We start from the raw sequence: 20,242 nt of genomic DNA, 5'->3' as shown, positions 1-20,242 counted from the left end.
GTCCCTCGATCTTGGTCCATTCGGCAGGTCCGTACAACCGATGTGACCCCGCCGGCCCCCTCAGGCCGTGCTTCCGGTCTCGGCCGGGCGCCGCCGGAAGATCCAGACCCGCATCAGGACGAACCTCATGACGGTGACCAGCAGGTTGGCCGCGGTGAGCACCACGACCTCGACGAGAGGGTGCTCGACGGTCCCCATTGCCCGCATCGCCCACAGGGTTGCGCTGGTGACGGCCAGGCCGCAGCCGAACACGAGCAGCCCCTGGAGCTGGTGCTTCACCGCGCCCGAGGGTCCGCGGAGCCCGAACGTGAACCGCCGGTTGGCCGCGGTGTTGGCCACCGTGGTGAGGCCCAGCGCGAGGACGTTGGCCTGCTGGGCGCCGAGCTCGCCACGCAGCGCGACGTACAGGACGCCGTACGCGAGGGTCGACAGCATGCCGATGAGCGCGAAGATGACCATCTGGGAGCTGAGCCGCCCACCGGCGCTGCTCGCGGTGGCCCGCCCGAGGCGCCGGGCGACCTCCGCGAGCGGGATCCGACCGCGCAGGAGCGACCAGCCGACGCGACCCATGCCGCGCAGGTCGGCCAGCGCCGTACGCACGATGTCGACGCGACTGTCGGGATCGTCGACCCAGTCCACCGGCACCTCGTGGATCCGCAGGCCGGCGCGCTCGGCGACGATCAGCAGCTCGGTGTCGAAGAACCACTCGTCGTCCTCGATCAGCGGCAGCAGCTCGTGGGCCACGTCGCGGCGGATCGCCTTGAAGCCGCACTGGGCGTCGGAGAACTTCGCGCGGAGGGTGCCTCGCAGGAGCACGTTGTAGCCCCGCGAGATGACCTCGCGTTTCGGGCCGCGCGTCGTGCGGGCCGTACGTGCCAGCCGGGAGCCGATCGCGAGGTCGGAGTGCCCCGTCAGCAGGGGAGCGACCAGCGGGAGGAGTGCGTTGAGGTCCGTGGACAGGTCGACGTCCATGTAGACCAGCACCTCGGCGTCGGACTGCATCCACGCCCGCTTGAGCGCGCGACCGCGGCCCTTCTGGCCGAGGCTCACGAGCCGCACGTCGTCGTACGTGTCCGCGAGCTGCTGGGCGAGCACGGGCGTCTTGTCGGTGCTCGCGTTGTCGGCGATCGTCACGCGATGCGTGAACGGCAGGGTCGCCAGGTGGGCGCGGACGGTCTCGACCGAGCCCACGATCGCGTTCTCCTCGTTGTAGACCGGGATGACGACGTCGAGAGCGGGCGCCAGCCGGGGCAGGTCCTGCGTCTGGGCGGCGAGGGTGGTCGTGGTCATCGGACACCTCCTGACAGGTCGTAGATCGTGACGCCGTCGACGGTCTGGGCCTCGAACGTCTCGCTCACCCACGAGGCGATCTGCGAGCTCGTGCCGCCGCCGGGGCCCATGCCGCCGGGACCGCCGTCGCTGGCGATGAAGTAGTGGATCTCGCCGTCGGCGACGAGCTGCTTGAACTGATCGAGCGTGGGACTCGGGTCCGATCCGTTGAAGCCGCCGATGGCCATGACCGGGAGGCCGGTCGCGAGCTGGTAGCCCGACGCGGTGTTGGAGCCGATCGCGGCTGCCGCCCAGGTGAAGGCGTCCGCGTCCGTGCTGAGCAGAGCGTCGATCTCCTCGGTCGACTCCGAGCCGGACAGCAGGCCGCCGGTGGTCCCTCCGCCGGGGGGACCGCCGGGCCCGCCCGGGCCGCCGGGTCCGCCGGTGCTGGGACCGGCGCTCGGAATCGATCCGGTGTGCGGGGTCGCGGCGGTCTCCAGCGCGTACGCCGTGGGGCCGGCGAGCATGGTCATCAAGGCGGCGGTCACCACCGTGAGAGCGGTGCGACGCGTCAGCCATGGGTGCAGGACCAGCAGGAACGCCGTGGCGAACCCGACGATCACGACGACGTACTTGAGCCAGGGCACGAAACCTGACGCCCGGTCGAGCAGGACGAAGCCGACGGCCGCGGTCACGGCGACCACGAAGGCCGCGCCGAAGGTCGCGACGGCGTCCTCGCGCCGCTCCCACAGGATGCTGGCACCGCTCGCGACGATCGCGGCGATGGCCGGTGCGAGCGCGACGGTGTAGTACGCGTGGAAGATGCCGGCCATGAGGCTGAAGGTCAGCCCGGTGACGAGCAGCCAGCCGCCCCAGACGATGAGCCCGGCGCGCTGAAGATCGCTGCGACCGGCGCCGCGGCGGAACCACAGGCCGAGCGCCAGCAGCGCGATCGCGGCGGGGAGCAGCCAGGCGATCTGTCCCCCGATCTCGGCGTTGAACAGCCGGAGCAGACCGGTCTCGCCCCAGCCGCCCTGACCGCCGACGGATCCTGCCTCGTCCCCGTTGAGACGACCCAGGCCGTTGTAGCCGAGGGTCAGCTCGAGGATCGAGTTGTGCTGCGAGCCCCCGATGTACGGACGGCTGGACGCGGGCCACAGCTCGACGATCGCGATCCACCAGCCGCCGGCGACGATCATGGCGGCGAAGGCGATGAGGAGGTGCTTGACGCGTGTGCCGATCGAGGGTCGTGCCGCGAGGAGGTAGACCAGCGCGAGCGGCGGCAGCACCAAGAACGCCTGCAGCATCTTGGCCAGGAACGCGAGGCCGACCAGCGCTCCGCCGAGCACGAGCCAGCGCACCGCACGTCCGGGGGACTCGATCGCGCGGATCGTGGCGTAGACCGAGCCGATCAGGAGGAGCGTGAGCAGGGCGTCGGGGTTGTTGAAGCGGAACATCAGCGTGGCGACCGGCGTGACTGCGAGGATCGCCCCGGCCAGGAGACCGGCCCAAGGGCTGCGGGTCGTGCGGCGGACCGTCGCGTACAGCAGGGCGACGGAGCCGACGCCCATCAGTGCCTGCGGCACGAGGATGCTCCACGAGGAGAGTCCGAAGATCTTGACCGACACCACCATCGGCCACAGGGACAGAGGGGTCTTGTCGACCGTGATGGCGTTCGCGGCGTCGGACGAGCCGAAGAAGAAGGCCTTCCACGACTCGGAGCCGGCCTGGACCGCGGCGGAGTAGAACGAGTTGGCCCACCCGGAGGCCCCGAGGCCCCACAGGTAGAGCACCGCCGTCGCGAGGAGCAGTCCGATCAGCGCGGGTCGGACCATGGGCGAGTCGTCTGGACGTCCCCGCCAGAGTCTGCGGGCGGGCGAGGAGGCCGCTGGGCGTTGCGGAGCGGCAGCCGCAGGGGAGGCAATCGTCTGGGTCATGCCCCCAGATTCGTCCCCACCGCTGGCACCCCCGTGTGCCCCATCTGTGCCCGCCCTGTGACCCGGTGGTCGGTTTCCCACGGGACCGTGGGAATTCGTCACTCCCCTCGTGTTGAGACGCGAGGGGAGTGACAAAACCCCACGGGACCGTGGGAAACCGACCACCCGGGCAGCGGGCCCGGAGCGGGGTCAGGTGGGGAACGTCAGGGTGAACGTGGTGTCGCCGGGGACGCTGGTGACCGACGCGTTGCCGCCGTGCGCGTGCATGATCGCCTTGACCAAGGACATCCCCAGGCCGGCCCCGCCGGACGCCCGGGTGCGCGAGGAGTCGCCGCGGGTGAACCGCTCGAAGACCGTGGGCAGCAGGTCGGCCTCGATGCCGGGGCCGTCGTCGTGCACCTCCACCCGGACCGGGGCGCCGGCGAGGATGCGGACGTCGACCCGGGTCCGGGGCGGCGTGTGACGGCTGGCGTTGGTCAACAGGTTGGTCACCGCCTGGTGCAGTCGCTGCTCGTCACCCTCGACCGTGACGGGCTCGTCCGGGACCTCGAACGTCCACTGCCGCTCGGGATCCACGACCCGCGCATCGTTCACCGCCTCGACGACCAGCCGGGTCAGGTCCACCGGTCGGCGCTCGACCTCCCGCCCCGCGTCGAGCCGGGCCAGCAGCAGCATGTCCTCGACGAGGGTCGACATGCGCCCGGCCTCCGACTCGACCTTGGCGAGGATCTCCTTTGGGTCGGCGCGCTCGGTACGCCGGCTCAGCTCGGCATACCCCTTGATGGTCGACAGCGGGGTACGCAGCTCGTGCGAGGCGTCCGCGAGGAACTGGCGGGCCTGCTGCTCGCTCTCGTGCCGGGCGTCCAGGGCGTCCTCGACGTGCCCCAACATCTGGTTGAGCGCCTCGCCGACCTGGCCGACCTCGGTCGTGGGGTCGGTCAGCGAGTCGGGCACGCGGACGATCTCGCCGACCTGCCCCGTCGCGAGGGGCATCGCGGTGACCCGATGGGCGGTCTCCGCGACCTCTCGCAAGGGCTGCAGCTGACGGCGTACGAGCATGCGTCCGGCGATCGCGGCGACGCCCGTGCCGGCGAGGGCCAGCAGCGTCTCCCACCAGATCAGGCTCGAGATCGTGCTGTCGACGTCCTCGGTCGGCAGCCCTTGGATGACGGTGCTGCCTTGGTCGGTCTCGGCTGCGACGACGCGGTACGAGCCCAGCGCGGGCAACCGGATCGTCCGCGGGTCATCGCCGACCTCGACCGACGTGAGCGCCTCCAGCGCACTGCGCGACAGCGCTCGCGGTCGACCGCTGCTCGGGATCACCAGGCCTGCGAAGCAGTCGGACGTCACGATGGCCGTCAGGCTGCCGGCGCCCTGACCCTGCGCGAGGGGAGGGGGCTCGCCGCAGAACTGGGCGTCGTCCTCGGCCGGGCGGAACCTCGGGCCGTTGGTCCGGAACTCGCCCTCGGCGCGCTCCTTGGACTGCTCGAGCTGATCGTCGAGGCGGCCCGTGAGGTACGAGCGCATGACCAGCGTGGCCGACAGCGCCACGAGCGCGCTCACCACGGCCACGAGTGTCACCGAGGTGACGATGAGCCGTCCGGTCAAGGAGGACGGCAGCAACCTGCGCATGCGTTTACTCAGCCGGTTTGAGGACGTAGCCGGCGCCCCGCTTGGTGTGGATCATCGGCTTCCGCCCGGCGTCGATCTTCTTGCGCAGGTAGGAGATGTAGAGCTCCACGATGTTGGCCTGGCCGCCGAAGTCGTAGTCCCAGACCCGGTCGAGGATCTGCGCCTTGGACAGGACGCGGCGCGGGTTGCGCATGAGATATCTCAGCAGCTCGAACTCGGTCGCGGTGAGCTCGATCGGCTCACCCGCGCGCGACACGTCGCGGCTGTCCTCGTCGAGGGTCAGGTCACCCACGGTGATGACGTGATTGGGCCTGGAGTCCGTCGCACCGGCGCGCCGCATCAGCCCACGGACGCGCGCGATGACCTCCTCGAGGCTGAACGGCTTGGTGACGTAGTCGTCGCCGCCGGCCGTGAGACCGGCCACCCGGTCCTCCACCGAGTCACGCGCGGTGAGGAACAGGACAGGGACGTCGGGGGCGAACGACCGTACCTTGCGCAGCACCTCCATGCCGTCGTAGTCCGGGAGCATGATGTCCAGCACGATCGCGTCCGGTGCGAAGTCCTTGGCCATCGCGACCGCCTTGCGCCCCGTGTGGGCGACCTGGACCTCCCAGCCCTCGTACCTCAGCGCCATCTGCAGGAGCTCGGCGATGTTGACCTCGTCGTCGACGACGAGCACGCGCAGGGGCGAGCCGTCGGGTCGGGTCAGGGAGGAGGCCATGCCCCCATTGTGCGCGCGGTGGAGCGGATCAACATGAGGGCAGCATGTGTGAATGCTGTGAATTCAGCGCCCAGATCTCACTGCGACTTGGGGGTGTAGGGACGTTCGTCCTCACCGTCCAGGCAGGTCCCACCGACCACGTCGGCCGGGAAGTCGTACGTCTCGAGAGTCGCGCAGTCCGTGAGCTGCTGCCCGCTCCAGACCTCCTTCCACGTGCCTCCGGGCTTGGCCCACAGGCTCGCGGTCCCGCCGCACTGCGGGACGAGGCGCCCGCCGGCGGCCCAGCCCCGGGTGTCGACGCGGGACACGTAGACCTGCGGCTTCTCGCTGCACCCCGGCTCGGGCGACTTCTGGGCCCGAGCCAGCTCGGCCAGGACGAACGCCTTGAAGTCCTCCGGCGCGCCGGTCAGCCGGGCCGTGTCCGCGGCAGAGGCGATGTTGACGCCGTTGACGTCGTCGGTCTCGTAGACCAGCAGCCGTCCGCCCGGCTTCGGGGTCTCGGCGGGGGGTCCGCTCGGCTGCGGCCGCGGCGCAGGCGCTGCCTCGGCCTCGGGCTCGGGTGAGGGCTCAGGCTGTGCAGTCGTCGCGGTCGAGGACGAGGGCGCGGCCGTGGGCTCGCTGGGTGACTCATCGGAGCTGCACGCGGTCAGCAGGAGCATGGACGCGGCCGCAGCCAGCGGCAGGAGCCGTGTGAACCTCATGCCCTCATGATGCCGGTCGTCCCGCCGCTTCCTGCGGCAGCCTCACCGTCCGGTCGTGCCGTCTATCGCCTCGCGCAGCAGATCCGCGTGACCGTTGTGGCGGGCGTACTCCTGGATCATGTGCAGGTGGACCATGCGCAGCGACATCGCACCGTGGTGGGTCTCGATCTCCAGGTCGAAGGGCAGATCGGCCACCGAGCTGGCTGCGGCACGCTGCTCCTGGACCAGCTCGTCGTACGCGCGCTCGGCGTCGGAGGCGTCGATGACGTTGAAGTCGGTGTCGTTGCGCGCGTCGAAGTCGTGCAGGTGCTCGACGTCCTGCTGGGCGACGCGCTTGCGGAACCAGATGCGCTCGACCTTGGCCATGTGCCGCAGGAGCCCGAGCAGGGACAAGTTGCTCGACGCGATGGGGCGGGTCGCGAGCTGTTCGTCGCTCAGACCCGCGCAGATGTTCGGCAGCGTCCAGCGGTGCCACTCCAGCATGGCCTCCAGCATCGGTCGGTCGTCGCCGGTGGTCGGTCCGTCGGTCAGGGCAGGCGGCGCGGGCGCGGTCCAGGTCATGGGCCGATCGTGCCATGAGGATCGGACACCGTGTCACGCGCGCGCAGTCGTCTGCGCATGGCCGCTTTCCACAGCTCGGGTGACGCCCCTTCCCAAAACCCCTGAAATGCGTGCAGTATCAGGTCACACATCATCTCTTCGGGGGAAGAGGCAGTGGAGATGGAATCTTCGACGCCGGCGCTCGCCGACCGTGTACGGGACCTGGTGCGACAGCGCCGGATCGACCCCCGCACGGATGCTGAGTCCGTACGCCGTGCCGCCCTCGACGCGATCGCCGAGCACGAGTCGCGCAGCCTGACCGGCGCGGTCAGGTCGCTGGACGAGCCGGATGTCGTGGTGGGGCAGATCGTCGCGGACGTGAGCGGCTTCGGGCCCCTGCAGGCGTACCTCGACGACGACACCGTCGAGGAGGTCTGGATCAACGAGCCGTCGCGGGTGTTCATCGCGCGAGCGGGGCGGCACGAGCTGACCTCCGTGATCCTGTCCGCCGAGCTGGTGCGCGAGCTGGTCGAGCGGATGCTGTCGACGTCCGGGCGACGGCTCGACATCTCCCAGCCGTTCGTGGACGCGATGCTGCCGGGCGGTCACCGCCTCCACGTCGTGCTGGACGGGATCGCGCGGGGCTTCGCGGCGGTCAACATCCGCAAGTTCGTCGCGAAGGCGCACTCGGTCAACGACCTGGTCGCCCTCGGGACGTTGGACCCGCCGAGCGCGGCGTTCCTCGACGCCAGCGTCCGGGCCGGTCTCAACATCGTGGTCTCCGGCGGGACCCAGGCCGGCAAGACGACGCTCCTGAACTGTCTGGCGGCATCGATCCCCGGCTCCCAGAGGCTGGTCTCGGTGGAGGAGGTGTTCGAGCTGCAGTGCGGGCATCCGGAATATAGATAATCACCCCGATGCAAGGAAGCGGACGGTCGGAAGGGTCACGATGACCATGCACGGACGCGGGATCGCAGTTCGACCTAGACTTCGAGCGTGATTCGTCGGCATGCGAGTGGACGATCGTGAACAGTCGACGTCGCCCACACGTCGGTTTCGGTGGACACGAGTGGGGCGCGTACGACAAGCAATGGGCGATGAAGATGGCCAGAGATCCAAAACACAGGCACCGCATCGGCGCGGGTACGCTTTCTGCCTGATGATCAGCGTCCTCGTGCTCGTGATCCCGCTGGCTCTCGCCGGGGCCGTCAGCCCCGTCATGCTCACCGAGCAGACCGTGCTGCTGGCTGGGCGCGACGGACGCCGCGTCGCGGGCTGCTACGCGATCGGGGTCGGCGGGACGTTCTTGGTGCTCCTGTGGCTCATGGTGGCCTTCGGCCATTCCATCGCTTTGCCCAAGGAGCCCAGGCTCAGCGCCTCCCTCGACCTCGTCCTCGGCTTGCTCCTGATCCTCATCGCTGCGCTGCTCCGGTACCGCCGGCGGCGTGCCCCCAAGGCCAAGAAGCCGCGCGACTACGGGCTCGGCCTGGTCCAGGCGTTCGGATTCGGCGTGTTCTCGATGGCGACGAACTTCACGACGTTGGCGATCATGGTCCCGGTGGCCAAGGAGATCTCCGCCAGCCATCTGGACGTCCTCGGACGCCTGACCGTGGTCTGCATCGTGGCCGTCGTGGGGGCGTTGCCGGCGTGGCTGCCCCTGGCGATGACGCTGGTGGCGCCCGATCCCACGCGCCGGGGCCTGCAGGTGCTGAGTGACTTCATCGACAGGCGCGGTCCCCTGATCACGATCCTGCTGCTGGCCGCGGCGGGCATCTTCCTGGTGATCCGGGGCCTCATCCACATGATCGGTCTGTGACCACCCGTCGGTCGTCACCTCGGCGCCCGACGCGGTCTACCGCGGTCCACAGGGACGTTGGTCCGAGCCTTCCAATATTCCCCGGCCTTGTGCACTATTTGTGACACGCACTCTTCGGGGGAAGGGCTTCACGATGGAATCGTCGACGTCGGCACTGGCGGACCGAGTCCGCGACCTCGTGCGTCAGCGTCGCATCGACCCCCGTACCGACACCGCCTCGGTGCGGCTGGCCGCGATCGATGCGATCGCCGAGCACGAGGCCCGCAGCCTGACCGGAGCGGTGCGCACGCTCGACGAGCCGGAGGTGGTGATCGGCCAGATCGTGGCCGACGTGAGCGGCTTCGGGCCCCTGCAGGCGTACCTCGACGACGACACCGTCGAGGAGGTCTGGATCAACGAGCCGTCGAGGGTGTTCATCGCGCGAGCGGGGCGGCACGAGCTGACCTCCTTGATCCTGTCCGCCGAGCTGGTGCGCGAGCTGGTCGAGCGGATGCTGTCGACGTCCGGCCGGCGCCTCGACATCTCCCAGCCGTTCGTGGACGCGATGCTGCCGGGCGGTCACCGCCTCCACGTCGTGCTGGACGGGATTGCTCGGGGCTTCGCGGCGGTCAACATCCGCAAGTTCGTCGCGAAGGCGCACTCGCTCGACGACCTGGTCGCCCTCGGGACGCTGGACCCGCCGAGTGCTGCGTTCCTCGACGCCAGCGTCCGGGCCGGTCTCAACATCGTGGTCTCCGGCGGGACGCAGGCCGGCAAGACCACCCTCCTGAACTGCCTGGCGGCGTCGATCCCCGGCTCCCAGAGGCTGGTCTCGGTGGAGGAGGTGTTCGAGCTGCAGTGCGGGCACCCCGACTGGGTCGCGATGCAGACCCGCCAGGCCGGCCTCGAGGGGACGGGCGCGATCGACCTGCGCATGCTGGTCAAGGAGGCGCTGCGCATGCGGCCCTCGCGGATCGTCATCGGCGAGGTGCGCGCGGCCGAGTGCCTCGACCTGCTGCTGGCGCTGAATGCGGGCCTGCCCGGCATGGCGAGCATCCACGCCAACTCCGCCCGGCAGGCGCTGGTCAAGCTGTGCACCCTGCCGCTGCTCGCCGGGGACAACATCGGCTCGCGGTTCGTGGTCCCGACCGTGGCCGCGGCGGTCGACATCGTGGTCCACACCGGACTCGACCCGGACGGGTCCCGGGCGGTCCGTGAGATCGTGGCCGTCACGGGCCGGGTCGAGAACGATCTCATCGAGTCGGACCCCGTGTTCGCGCGGCAGGACGGTCGGCTGGTCCGAGGGCACGGAGCGCCGCTTCGGCGCGAGGCGTTCGAGCAGGCGGGCATCGATCTCGACGCGGTGCTGGGGGTGACCCGGTGGGCGCCCTGATCGGGCTGGTGGCCGGGGCGGGGATCCTGCTCGTCCTGTGGACCTTCGCCGAGCCGGACTGGCAGCCGACCCGCCGTACGTCCGCGCGTCGTCACCCGGTCGCGGACCTCCTGGCCGCAGCGGGTGTCGTCGGGGTGTCTCCGGGACAGCTCGTCGCCACGTGCGTGGTCGCGTTCGTCGTCGGAGCGGTGGTCATGACCGGGGTCTCGGGCGTCGTGGCGATCGGGGTCGTGTTCGGTGCGATGGCTGGCGCACTCCCGGTCGGCGTCCTTCGGGGCCGGGCGATCCGCCGGCTCCGCGACCACGCCGCCCTGTGGCCCGATGCGGTCGACAACCTGGCCTCGGCCGTACGGGCCGGTCTCTCGCTGCCGGAGGCGCTGATCCAGCTCGGGGAGCGGGGGCCCGAGGCGATGCGTGACGCGTTCGTCCAGTTCGGTCGCGACTACCACGGCACGGGGCGCTTCAACGACTCGCTCGACCGCCTCAAGGACCGCCTCGCGGACCCGGTCGGCGACCGAGTCATCGAGGCGCTGCGCATCGCGCGCGACGTCGGTGGCGGAGACCTGGGACGGATGCTGCGATCCCTGTCGGGCTTCCTGCGCGAGGACCTGCGGACGCGTGGCGAGCTCGAGTCGCGCCAGTCCTGGACCGTCAACGGTGCCCGGCTCGCGGTCGCAGCGCCATGGCTCGTGCTGCTCCTGATGTGCCTGCAGGGCGACGTCGTGGGCCGCTTCGCGTCGGGCGCGGGGCTGGTCGTGCTGACCACCGGGGCAGTGCTGTGCGTGGTCGCCTACCGCCTGATGATGTGGATCGGCCGGCTGCCCACCGAGCGGCGGATCCTCGCATGAGCGGGGCGCTCGTCGGCTTCTGCCTGTCGGCGGGCCTGGTCCTGATCGTGTCGGGCTGGCTGCGCACCCGCCGGCCGTCGCTCGACCAGCGCGTCCTGCCGTACGTCCGCGACGTCCACCCGTCCCCGGCCGCACCCGGCCCCGCAGGTCCTCTCCTCGATGCCGTGCTCGGGCCGGCCCTGCAGCGCCTCGGCACCGTGGTGGGCGATCTGGTGGGTGGCTCGGCGAGCGTCTCGCGGCGCCTGGTCCGGCTCGGGTCGCCGCGATCGGTCGACGACTTCCGCATCACCCAGGTCATGTGGGGCGCGGCGGGTCTCGCGGTCGGCGCCGGGGTCTCGGCCGTGCTCTGGTCGAGCCGCGGCACGCCGGTGCCGTTGCTGCTGGTCGTCTCCGCGATGGGATTCGTGGTCGGCGTCCTGTGGTGCGACAGCCACCTGTCCTCGAAGGTCACCGCACGCGAGCGGGAGATGCAGGCCGAGTTCCCGGTCGTCGCCGATCTGCTCGCGCTCGCGGTCGCGGCAGGCGAGAGCCCCATCGCCGGGCTCGAGCGCATCCTCAAGGTCTGCCATGGCGCGCTGACCGATGAGCTCGCCCGGGTGATCTCCGACGTGCGCACGGGCACCCCGATGGCCGAGGCGTTCGACCGGCTGGCCGCGCGCACCGGCGTCACCAGCATCGCGCGGTTCGCCGAGGGCCTCGCCATCGCGGTCGAGCGCGGCACCCCTCTGGTCGACGTCCTGCACGCGCAGGCCGCGGACGTACGCGAGTCGGGACGTCGCGAGCTCATCGAGGCGGGAGGACGCAAGGAGGTCGCGATGATGATCCCGGTCGTCTTCCTGATCCTGCCCGTGACCGTGGTGTTCGCCTTCTTCCCCGGCTATGTCGGGCTCCATCTGACCTCAGGCACGTGATGAAAGGAACTCACATGATGCGACCACCAACCCATCGCCACAACGAACGAGGTGATGTCCCGGGCTGGGTCATGATCACGGTCATGTCCGCGGGCCTCGTCGCGATCCTGACCGCCGCTGCAGGACCTCAGCTGCGCAGCATGCTCAACCAGGCGCTGTCGGCCGTCGGCGGCTGATCGTGCAGCGGGACGATCCTGACCGCGGCGCCGCCGTGGTCGACTTCGTCCTGATCATGGTGCTCCTCGTGCCGCTCGTGCTCGGCATCGCCCAGGTCGCCCTCGTCCTGCACGTGCGCAACACGCTGGCCGCCGCGGCCTCGGAGGGTGCGCGCTCTGCCGCGCCGCTGGGGGCCACCCCTGCAGATGGCGCCGAACGTACCCGGACCATGATCCGCACCGCGCTCGACGACCGCTACGCCGACGACGTCGCCGCGTCGCTGACGACGGTGGGCGGGGCGCCGGGCACCGAGGTGGAGGTACGCGCACAGGTGCCGGCGCTCGGGCTGTTCGGGCCTTCGGTCTCCCTGACGGTGCGGGGGCACGCGGTGCGGGAGGTCGAGCCGTGAGGGAGCGCGAGGAGGGCACGGCCACGATCGAGTTCGTCTGGCTGACGCTGCTCCTGCTGGTGCCCTTCGTCTACGTCCTCGTCGCGGTCTTCGACACCCAGCGTGCCTCGTTCGGGGTGTCCACGGCCAGCCGCTCGGCCGCGCGCGCCTTCCTGCAGGCACCGGACCCGGCGACTGCGGAGCAGCGTGCTCGGCTGGCCGCACGGGTGGCGTTGGACGATCAGGGCCTGGACGGCGCGAGCGTACGCATCACGTGTCTGCCGTCGCCCGGAGAGTGCCTGCAGCCGGGGTCGTCCGTGCGCGTGGTCGTGCGAGCGACGCAGCGTCTGCCCCTCACGCCGAGCTCGCTCGGGGCGCAGCTGGGCGGCGTGACGGTGGACAGCACGCACACCGAGCCGTACGGCAGCTTCCGGAAGGAGCACTGACGCATGAGACGCGAGGAGGGCCAGATCACCGTCATGACGATCGGCTTCCTGGTGTTCATCGGCTTGCTCGCTGCGGTCGTGATCAACGCCTCGGCGGCCTTCCTCGAGCGGCAGGAGCTCGACAACATGGCCGACGGTGCAGCTCTGGCAGCAGCGGACGGCCTGAGCCGCGACATCTTCTACCGGCGCGGAGAGGTCACCCTCGACGACGCCGAGGCCCGCCGTCTCGTGGGCAGCTACGTCACCGGCGACGGGATCCGGATCGTCCGGGTCAGCACGGACGAGGAAGAGGTGAGCGTACGCCTCGAGCGCTCGATCGACCTCGCGATCTCGCCGCCGGGATTCACGTCCCGCACGACGATCGTCTCCGAGGCGACGGCTCAGCTGAGGCTGGGGGACTGACTCCCGATGACCCAGTGGCTGCTGTCCGGGGACACAGGATCCTGACAGGTGGGCCGCTCATTCTGGAGGCATGAATGAGGAGAGATCCATGAACCCCAACGACTCGACACGTGAGAACGACACCGTGATCGACCCCAGCAACATGTCCAACCAGTCAGACAGCACGAAGGAACACAGCACGATGAACGAGCACGAGACCACCACTCAGGAGAGCCCCAAGACCACCCGCTCGTGGTCGACCCGCACGGTTGCCGTGGGTGGCGTCGTCGCGGTGCTGCTCGGCCTGGGCGCCGGCGCAGCGATCGGGGCCGCCAGCGGCGGCGACGACGAGGGTGACTTCGGGCCCGGGATCGCCCGCGGATACGACGGACCGGGGCAGATGGGCCAGGGACCGGGCGGACCCGGCTCCGGAGATGGTCAAGGCCAGATGGGCGAGGGCCAGCAGGCGCCTGACCAGGACAGCGACGGATGGGAGCACCGCGGACCGGGTGACGGCAGCCGTCACGAGGGTGGCCCCGGCGAGGGTGGCCCCGGCGAGGATGGCCCCGACAAGGACGGCCGGCCCGGCCAGCAGGGCGGCGCCCAGGACAAGGGCGGCTCGAAGACCGACAAGCCCGCCGCCTGAGCGTCCAGCCCGGTCGAGGTCGGCCCTCAGCTCGCCCAGGCGGTCCAGAGATCGGCGTAGCGGCCTCCTGAGGAGACGAGCTCCTCATGGGTGCCCTGCTCCACGATCCGACCGCGATCCATCACCACGATCCGGTCCGCGGACTGCGCCTGGGCGAGCCGGTGCGCCACGACGATCGCGCTCCGGCCCGCGATCGCGGCGAGCGCGGCCTGCTCCAGCTCCCGGGCCCCCGACGACCCGGCCTCGGCAGTCGCCTCGTCCAGCACGACGACCTGGGGGTCGAGCAGCAGGACCCGGGCCAGCGCCAGCTGCTGCGCCTGGGCCGGGCTGAGCGGAGCCCCGAGATCACCCACCTGCGTATCGAGCTGCTCCGGCAGCGCCCGCGCCCACGGCTCCGATCCCGTACGGCGCAGGGCCTGCCAGAGCAGCTCGTCGTCTGCGTCCGCACGCGCGAGAACCAGGTTGTCGCGCAGCGAGCCCGCGAAGACGTGCACCTCTTGCGACACGAGCGCCACGTGCCGGCGTACGGTCGCCTCGTCCGCCGCGACGAGGTCGAGCTGCCCCAGGCGTACGGTCCCGGCGGTCGGCTCGATCGTGCCGGCCGCGATGCTTCCGAGGGTCGTCTTGCCGGCCCCCGTGGACCCGACGACGGCGACGTGCTCGCCGAGGGCTATCCGCAGGTCGATCGCCGAGAGGATCTCGCGGTCGGCCTCGTACGCGTGGTGGACCCCCTGCAGCACCAGGTCCGGCGCCGGGCCGGGCTCCTGCGTCGACACCGGGCGGCGGGGGATGAGCGCCACACCGGCGAGCCGTGCGAGCGCGGCGCCACTGGACTGCACGGAGTCGAAGACGAACAGCAGTGCGCCGATCGGGTTGAACAACCGGTGGAAGAACAGGGCCGCGGTGGTCGCCGCACCGACCGTCACGGCGTCGTCCCGGACGAGCAGGAATCCTGCTGAGAGGACCAGCGCCAGCCCGACGAACTCCGAGCTGTTCATGCGGGCCCCGAAGCGCGTGTAGAGGCGGAAAACGCCGACGGTGATGTCCACCGCCTCCTGCGACCGGCGGTCGATGCGCTCGAGGGCGTCGTGCTCACGGCCGAACGCGCGCAGGGTCGACGCGCCGTGCACGCCGGTCACGAGGGCGTCCGCGCGCTCGCCATCCGCGGTGCGCTGGCGGGCGTAGAAGGGGGCCGAGCGGGGCAGGTACCAGCGGAGCGCGAAGACGTAGCAGGGGATCGCGCCGAGCCCGGCGAGGCCGAGTCGCCAGTCCAGCGCGAAGAGGCCACCCGCGGTGAAGACGACTGCCGCGAGCGAGTTGATGAGCAGGGGGATCGCCTCGTCGAGTGCCCGGGTCAGGTGCCGCACGTCGTCCCCGACGCGCGAGACGATGTCGCCGATGCCCGCCGCCTCGATGCGAGCGGTCTCCAGGTGCAGGGCGCGGTCGAGGACGTCCTCGCGCAGCTGGGCCAGTGCGGGTGCCACGGTGTGCGCGAGTGCCGCCATCGACAGCGTCGCGAACACGCCGCCGAGGATGCCCGACACGACCATCACGGCGACGGCCCGGTGGATAACGGACGCGTCGGAGCCGTCCCGCACGGCGTCCACGACCCGGCCGATCATGAGGACCGGGATGATCCCGGCCAGGCCGACGACCAGGAACGACGTGATCGTCAGCGCGAGTCCGGCGGCACGACCGCGGACCATGCGCCACGCGAGCACGGCGGTGTCGCGCGCCGACGCGACGGGCAGCAGGTCGTGGGTGGGTGCCTGGGTGCTCATCGCAGCACCGCCTCGCGGTAGGACGGGTCGCCGATCAGCTGGCCGTGTGGCCCTTCGGCCACGACGCGGCCGGCCTGGACGAACAGCACGCGGTCGGCCTGCTGCAGCATCGCGGGGCTGGAGGTGATCACGACCGTCGTGTGCCCGCGCCGGCCGCGTACGTCGCGCAGCCCGGCCGCGATCGCGTGCTCGGTCACCCCGTCGACCGCACTCGTCGGGTCCTGCAGCACCAGCAGCGGTGGGGCGGCCGCGAGCGCCCGAGCGAGGGCGACGCGCTGGCGTTGCCCGCCCGAGAGGCTGGAGCCACCCGCGCGTACGGGGCGGTCCAGACCGTCGGGATGGAGCGCCACGACGTCGTCGACCGCCGACGCGGCCAGCACCTCGTCCAGCTCGGCAGGCGTCAGGTCGTCGTCGGGATCGATCGCCGACCGCAGCGTGCCCTCGAAGATCTCGGTGTGGTGCGGGCTGACCAGCATGTTCTCGCGGCGGGACTCGATCGTGAGCTCTGCGAGGGGCACGTCGCCGAGGGTGACGGAGCCGGTGGCGGCCTGGGCCGTCCCCGCGAGCAGGTGCACGAGAGCGTCCGAGGTCGTCGGGTCGTCGATCGTGATCGCCAGCAGCTCACCGTCCCGGGTCGCGAAGGACAGGCCGTCCAGGGGCGCGTCCACCACCGCGTCGACCCTGAGCTGTGGGCGGTCGCCGTGCGGGACACGGTCGCCGACGGGGACGATCCGGGGCGTGGCCAGGAAGTCCGCGATCCGGCCTGCGGACGCACGGGAGGCCGCGAACTGGGCGCTGATGTCGCCCAGCGCCGAGATCGGCTCGGCCAGGAACTGGGTGAGGCCGACCAGGGCGATGAGCTGGCCCAGGGTGATCTGGCCGTCGAGGGCGAGGGTGCCCGCCACGAGCGTCACGAGGGCGAGGAGGATCCCACTCAGCCCGGTGGTCATGCCCAGCAGGTAGCCCCAGGAACGCGCGACGCCGATCGTGTCGTGGCGGGCGGCCTGGCTGGACGCGCGGTAGCGGCGCAGGGCGACGTCCTCCCCGCCGATGCCCTTGAGCGGGCGCAGCCCCTGGACGAGGTCTCCGGCGAGGCCGGACGTGCGGGCGGTGCTCTGCTGCTGACGGTGCGTGCGGCGCGCGACGAGCGGGGTGACGACCTGGATGAGGATCACGACGGCGGGCACGCCGATCAGGATCATCAGCCCGAGCTGCAGGTCGACCTGCAGGACGTACACCGCGACGACCAGGACGCTGGCCATCGAGGACACCGCGAACGCCAGCTGCCACATCACCTGCGAGACCAGCTCGGCGTCCGAGGTCGCGACCGACAACGTCTCGCCGGGCAGCATCGACGTGCGGGCGCCCCTGGGGTGCAGGACATGCCCGGCAACCTCCGTGCGCAGGAGATGGGCCTCGTCCTCCAGGCTGCGGACGACGAGGCGGCCGCCGAAGCGGTAGCTGTTGGACAGCACCGCGAACAGCACGGCGAAGCCGAGAAGCGCCAGCAGGAAGGCGGATCCGTCCTCGCGTGCGATCCCGCGATCGACGATCACGCCGATGAGAACGGGCACGAGGGTCTCGCACATCTGCCAGACCATGATCAGCGAGAAGCCCAGCGACAGGCGCCTGCGGTGGCGGCGCAGGCTGCGCGCGATCAGGCGCAGACCGGTGCTCGGTGGGGAGGTCTCAGGCATGCGCTGCGGGGACGATCGTCGGGATCTCAGCGGTCGAGCCTTCCAGGTGCACCCGACCATCTTTCCGGATGGCCACCCGCTCCCCACCTCCGGGGACCACGCGGCGAGTCGCGCACGGACGGTGACGAGTCGCGTACGGACGCTGAGGAGTCGCGTACGGACGCTGAGGAGTCGCGTACGGATGACGGCCGAGTGACCGCATCCCGTGCGTGACTCGCGGGCGTCCGTACGTGACTCCTCAGCCGCCGTGCGTGACTCGTCGGCCGCCGTGCGTGACTCGTCGGCCGCCGTGCGTGACTCGCGGGCGTCCGTACGTGACTCGTGGGCGGGGTCAGATGCCGGTGGTGGCCCGGGGGTAGGCGGCGTCGACGTCGGTCATGACGTTGACCAGGTACGGCACGCCGGAGGCGAAGGCCCGGTCGATCGCCGGACCGATCTCCTGCGGATCGGTGACCAGCTCGCCGCCGCCACCGAGCGCGGTCACGACCTGGTCGTAGCGGGTCTGCGGTGCGAGGTCGGCCGCCACGTCATAGCCGTACAGCCACTGCATGGGCCCCTTCTCCAGACCCCACGCCGAGTTGTTGCCGACGATCATGACGACCGGCAGCCGGTGCCGCACGAGCGTGTCGACGTCCATCAACGACATGCCTGCCGCGCCGTCTCCGTAGAGCAGGACGACCTGGCTGGACGGCCGCGCGATGCGGGCGGCCATCGCAGCTCCCATGCCCGCGCCGAGGCAGCCGTACGGTCCGGGGTCCAGCCAGCCGCCGGGACGCTTGGGCTCGACGAACTTGCCCGCGAACGACACGAAGTCGCCGCCGTCGCCGATCACAACTGCGTCATCGGCCAGGCGGGGGAGCAGCTCCCCGTAGATGCGCGCGGGGTGGATGGGGTCGGACGCGGCGGAGAGCAGCCCGCGGTCGCGGTCGGTCGCCGCTGCCACCTCGTCCTGCAACGTCGACAGCCACGGCGTCCAGTCGGGCCGGCCGCCAGACGTCGACTGCAGCGCGGCCAGCAGCGTCGTGAAGACCGTGGTGAGGTCGCCGCCGGCCGAACCTGCCAGCTCGGCGTGGTCGGAGACCTGGCCGGGGGAGTCCGCGAGGTGCACGGTCCTGGCCGCCGTCGCCCCGTCCTTGCCGCCGAAGATGCCGTAGCCGAGGCGGAAGTCCAGCGGCGTCCCGACCACGATGACGAGATCGGCCCGGGTGAACGAGGTCGAACGCGCCTTGGTGACGAGCTGCGGGTGACCGCCGGGGACGATGCCGCGCCCCATGCCGTTCGAGATGACCGGGATGCCGGTCTCGGTGACGAAGTGCAGCGCAGCCTCCTCCGCGCGGTCGGCCCACACGTCGGTGCCGAGCACGAGGACCGGCCGCTCCGCAGCCGCGAGCAGCGCCGCAACCTCGCGCAGGGCGTCCGCATCCGGCTCGATCGCCGAGACGGCGTTGCCCTCGGAGGTGTACGTCGTGGGGGCGCTGTTGAAGAACTCGTCCATCGGGATGTCGACGAACGTCGGCCCGCGGTGCGAGGAGCCGGCAAGGGTGAACGCCTCGTCGATCGTCGGCGCGATGTCGGCGACGCTGCGCGCGGTCGTGGCGGACTTGGAGATCGTGCTGAAGATCGGCGGCTGGTCGAGCTCCTGCAGGCTGCCGGTGCCCCACCGGTTGTTGGGCGCCCGCCCGCCGACGACGACGAGCGGCGACCCGGCGAAGCTCGCCTGGGCCACGGGGCTGACCCCGTTGGTCACGCCGGGGCCCGCGGTGAGCACGGCCAGCCCGGGCGTACGGGTCAGCTTGCCGATGGCCTCCGCGGCGAAGACTGCGGTCGGCTCGTGGCGGACGTCGATGATCGGCACGGCCGGCTCGGCCTGGACCGCGGCGTCGTACAACGGGAACACATGGGCGCCGGACAGCGTGAACATCTGCTCGACCCCGTGGGCGCGGGCCACGTCAAGCGCGTGGATGCCGCCGTGCGGCGGGGCGGGGGTCGTGGTGTCTGCCGGGCCGGCGGGATCAGTCGTCATGTGACGCAGGTTACTCGACGGTAGGGAGCACCGCCCGGACGAACGTCAGCCGAGGGGACGGGCCCGCGTCGTCGACCGGTAGAGCCACGGCTGCTCGGCGCGGATCTGGTCGAGCACCGCCAGGATGAGGTCGGCCCGGTGCGCCGGCTGCTCGGCGAACAGCTCGGCGTCCGCGCGCAGGTCGTCGCGTCCCTGCACGCCCAGCGCGAGCTGCAGGTGCAGGGCGCGCAGGAACGAGGACGTGTTGCGCACCGCGGGCGCGGGCCACTCCGCCTCGAGGTGCCCTCGCGTGCGGGGCGGCCTGATGGCGTCCCCGAGACGGGCGAGCCACGGCTCCACGATGCCGGGATCGAGCGCGTCGCGGTGCAGCAAGGTCATGACCGCGTACGCCAGGCGGTCCTCCTCGCCGTGGCGCCAGATGTACGCCGTGGGGGTCAGCACCCTGTCGGCGATGACGTCGAGCAGCACCGTGAGCTCGAGCCGGGCGAAGTGGCGCGAGCGCGCGAGGGCGGCCAGGAGGTCGGCGCCGTGGGCGATCGAGTTGGCCCAGCCCTGCTCGGGGATCCAGCCGCGGTGGTCCTGCTCGCGGACGTACCAGGCGGTGGCCCGGTCGCCCCAGTCCAGCACCGACGCCGCGGGCAGGAGGTGCTCGTTGTTGTCGCGGCCGATGATCTCGGCGAGCATCAGCGCGCTGTACGAGCGACGCATGACCGAGACGTCGCCGTCGTGGCCGAGTCCGTAGCGCATGCCCGGCGCGATCCCGTCGCCCAGGCCGGACAGCAGCTCGTCGTACACGCCGCGGGTGATCCACGTGGTCAGCAGGGGATAGGCCAGGTCCTCGCGCACCCGTGGATTGGGGTGTCCCAGCATCTCGACCAGCTCGACGGTGCACTCGTCCAGACCGCGGTGGGAGGGGACGGCCATCCCGCTCTGCATGACCGATTGCCAGTACGCCTCAGACACTCAGCCATCGTGCC

At 71.2% G+C, this 20,242-nt stretch carries 20 protein-coding genes; 10 read left to right on the top strand and 10 right to left on the bottom strand.

Going from position 1 to position 20,242, the window contains the following annotated elements; all coding sequences use genetic code 11:
• Nucleotides 1-60: 60 nt before the first annotated feature.
• The 6 genes from GEV26_RS12770 to GEV26_RS12745 form a co-directional block, all read right to left on the bottom strand.
• A complete protein-coding gene (locus tag GEV26_RS12770) occupies nt 61-1,290 on the bottom strand; it encodes a bifunctional glycosyltransferase family 2/GtrA family protein (RefSeq protein ID WP_153653591.1) in 1,230 nt (409 codons plus the stop codon).
• Nucleotides 1,287-3,104, bottom strand: a complete 1,818-nt coding sequence (locus tag GEV26_RS12765) for an ArnT family glycosyltransferase (RefSeq protein WP_243838751.1) — start codon at nt 3,102-3,104, stop codon at nt 1,287-1,289. The genes GEV26_RS12770 and GEV26_RS12765 overlap by 4 nt, the downstream gene beginning before the upstream one ends.
• 291 nt (nt 3,105-3,395) lie before the next feature.
• Nucleotides 3,396-4,838, bottom strand: coding sequence for a sensor histidine kinase (locus tag GEV26_RS12760; protein ID WP_153653589.1), 1,443 nt, complete (start codon nt 4,836-4,838; stop codon nt 3,396-3,398).
• Nucleotides 4,839-4,842: 4 nt separating this feature from the next.
• On the bottom strand, nt 4,843-5,559 hold the full coding sequence (locus GEV26_RS12755; protein ID WP_153653588.1) for a response regulator transcription factor: 717 nt from the start codon (nt 5,557-5,559) through the stop codon (nt 4,843-4,845).
• 77 nt (nt 5,560-5,636) lie between these two features.
• On the bottom strand, nt 5,637-6,260 hold the full coding sequence (locus tag GEV26_RS12750) for a hypothetical protein (RefSeq protein WP_153653587.1): 624 nt from the start codon (nt 6,258-6,260) through the stop codon (nt 5,637-5,639).
• 42 nt (nt 6,261-6,302) lie between these two features.
• A complete protein-coding gene (locus tag GEV26_RS12745; RefSeq protein WP_153653585.1) occupies nt 6,303-6,821 on the bottom strand; it encodes a DinB family protein in 519 nt (172 codons plus the stop codon).
• A gap of 159 nt (nt 6,822-6,980) precedes the next feature.
• Between GEV26_RS12745 and GEV26_RS12740 the strand changes: the two genes are divergently transcribed.
• The 10 genes from GEV26_RS12740 to GEV26_RS12700 all read left to right on the top strand — a co-directional run bounded on the left by GEV26_RS12740 (nt 6,981) and on the right by GEV26_RS12700 (nt 13,764).
• Nucleotides 6,981-7,709 (top strand): ATPase, T2SS/T4P/T4SS family, encoded by a 729-nt coding sequence (locus tag GEV26_RS12740; RefSeq protein WP_153653583.1) that lies wholly within the window; start codon nt 6,981-6,983, stop codon nt 7,707-7,709.
• Nucleotides 7,710-7,959: 250 nt separating this feature from the next.
• A complete protein-coding gene (locus GEV26_RS12735) occupies nt 7,960-8,616 on the top strand; it encodes a GAP family protein (RefSeq protein ID WP_194839852.1) in 657 nt (218 codons plus the stop codon).
• Between the two features lie 133 nt (nt 8,617-8,749).
• Complete coding sequence (locus GEV26_RS12730) at nt 8,750-9,988, top strand: TadA family conjugal transfer-associated ATPase (RefSeq protein WP_153653579.1); 1,239 nt, start codon at nt 8,750-8,752, stop codon at nt 9,986-9,988.
• On the top strand, nt 9,976-10,836 hold the full coding sequence (locus GEV26_RS12725; protein ID WP_153653578.1) for a type II secretion system F family protein: 861 nt from the start codon (nt 9,976-9,978) through the stop codon (nt 10,834-10,836). Before GEV26_RS12730 ends, GEV26_RS12725 begins: the two co-directional genes overlap by 13 nt.
• Nucleotides 10,833-11,747: a type II secretion system F family protein gene (locus GEV26_RS12720; protein ID WP_153653576.1), complete on the top strand. Its 915-nt coding sequence runs from the start codon at nt 10,833-10,835 to the stop codon at nt 11,745-11,747. Before GEV26_RS12725 ends, GEV26_RS12720 begins: the two co-directional genes overlap by 4 nt.
• Nucleotides 11,748-11,761: 14 nt before the next feature.
• Entirely contained in the window at nt 11,762-11,923 is a 162-nt protein-coding gene (locus GEV26_RS17915) for a hypothetical protein (protein ID WP_194840033.1), read from the top strand.
• A 2-nt stretch (nt 11,924-11,925) separates the two neighbouring features.
• Nucleotides 11,926-12,312, top strand: coding sequence for a TadE family protein (locus GEV26_RS12715; RefSeq protein WP_243838750.1), 387 nt, complete (start codon nt 11,926-11,928; stop codon nt 12,310-12,312).
• A complete protein-coding gene (locus tag GEV26_RS12710; protein ID WP_153653572.1) occupies nt 12,309-12,737 on the top strand; it encodes a hypothetical protein in 429 nt (142 codons plus the stop codon). Before GEV26_RS12715 ends, GEV26_RS12710 begins: the two co-directional genes overlap by 4 nt.
• Nucleotides 12,738-12,740: 3 nt before the next feature.
• Nucleotides 12,741-13,139 carry a pilus assembly protein TadG-related protein gene (locus GEV26_RS12705; protein WP_153653570.1) on the top strand — a complete coding sequence of 133 codons (399 nt, stop codon included), beginning with the start codon at nt 12,741-12,743 and terminating at the stop codon, nt 13,137-13,139.
• Between the two features lie 88 nt (nt 13,140-13,227).
• Entirely contained in the window at nt 13,228-13,764 is a 537-nt protein-coding gene (locus GEV26_RS12700) for a hypothetical protein (protein WP_153653568.1), read from the top strand.
• 26 nt (nt 13,765-13,790) lie between these two features.
• On the opposite strand, the gene GEV26_RS12695 is transcribed toward GEV26_RS12700, so the two are convergent.
• The 4 genes from GEV26_RS12695 to GEV26_RS12680 all read right to left on the bottom strand — a co-directional run bounded on the left by GEV26_RS12695 (nt 13,791) and on the right by GEV26_RS12680 (nt 20,228).
• Nucleotides 13,791-15,545 carry an ABC transporter ATP-binding protein gene (locus GEV26_RS12695; protein ID WP_153653566.1) on the bottom strand — a complete coding sequence of 585 codons (1,755 nt, stop codon included), beginning with the start codon at nt 15,543-15,545 and terminating at the stop codon, nt 13,791-13,793.
• Nucleotides 15,542-17,242 carry an ABC transporter ATP-binding protein gene (locus tag GEV26_RS12690; RefSeq protein ID WP_194839851.1) on the bottom strand — a complete coding sequence of 567 codons (1,701 nt, stop codon included), beginning with the start codon at nt 17,240-17,242 and terminating at the stop codon, nt 15,542-15,544. The genes GEV26_RS12695 and GEV26_RS12690 overlap by 4 nt, the downstream gene beginning before the upstream one ends.
• 331 nt (nt 17,243-17,573) lie before the next feature.
• On the bottom strand, nt 17,574-19,265 hold the full coding sequence (locus tag GEV26_RS12685; RefSeq protein ID WP_153653562.1) for an acetolactate synthase: 1,692 nt from the start codon (nt 19,263-19,265) through the stop codon (nt 17,574-17,576).
• 45 nt (nt 19,266-19,310) lie between these two features.
• A complete protein-coding gene (locus GEV26_RS12680) occupies nt 19,311-20,228 on the bottom strand; it encodes a DUF2785 domain-containing protein (RefSeq protein ID WP_243838749.1) in 918 nt (305 codons plus the stop codon).
• Between the last annotated feature and the right edge of the window lie 14 nt (nt 20,229-20,242).

Origin of the sequence: Aeromicrobium yanjiei, assembly GCF_009649075.1 — a bacterium.
Classification (GTDB): Bacteria; Actinomycetota; Actinomycetes; order Propionibacteriales; family Nocardioidaceae; genus Aeromicrobium; species Aeromicrobium yanjiei.
Note: the sequence above shows the minus strand (reverse complement) of the source record. Positions and strands in the feature narration are given on the sequence as shown.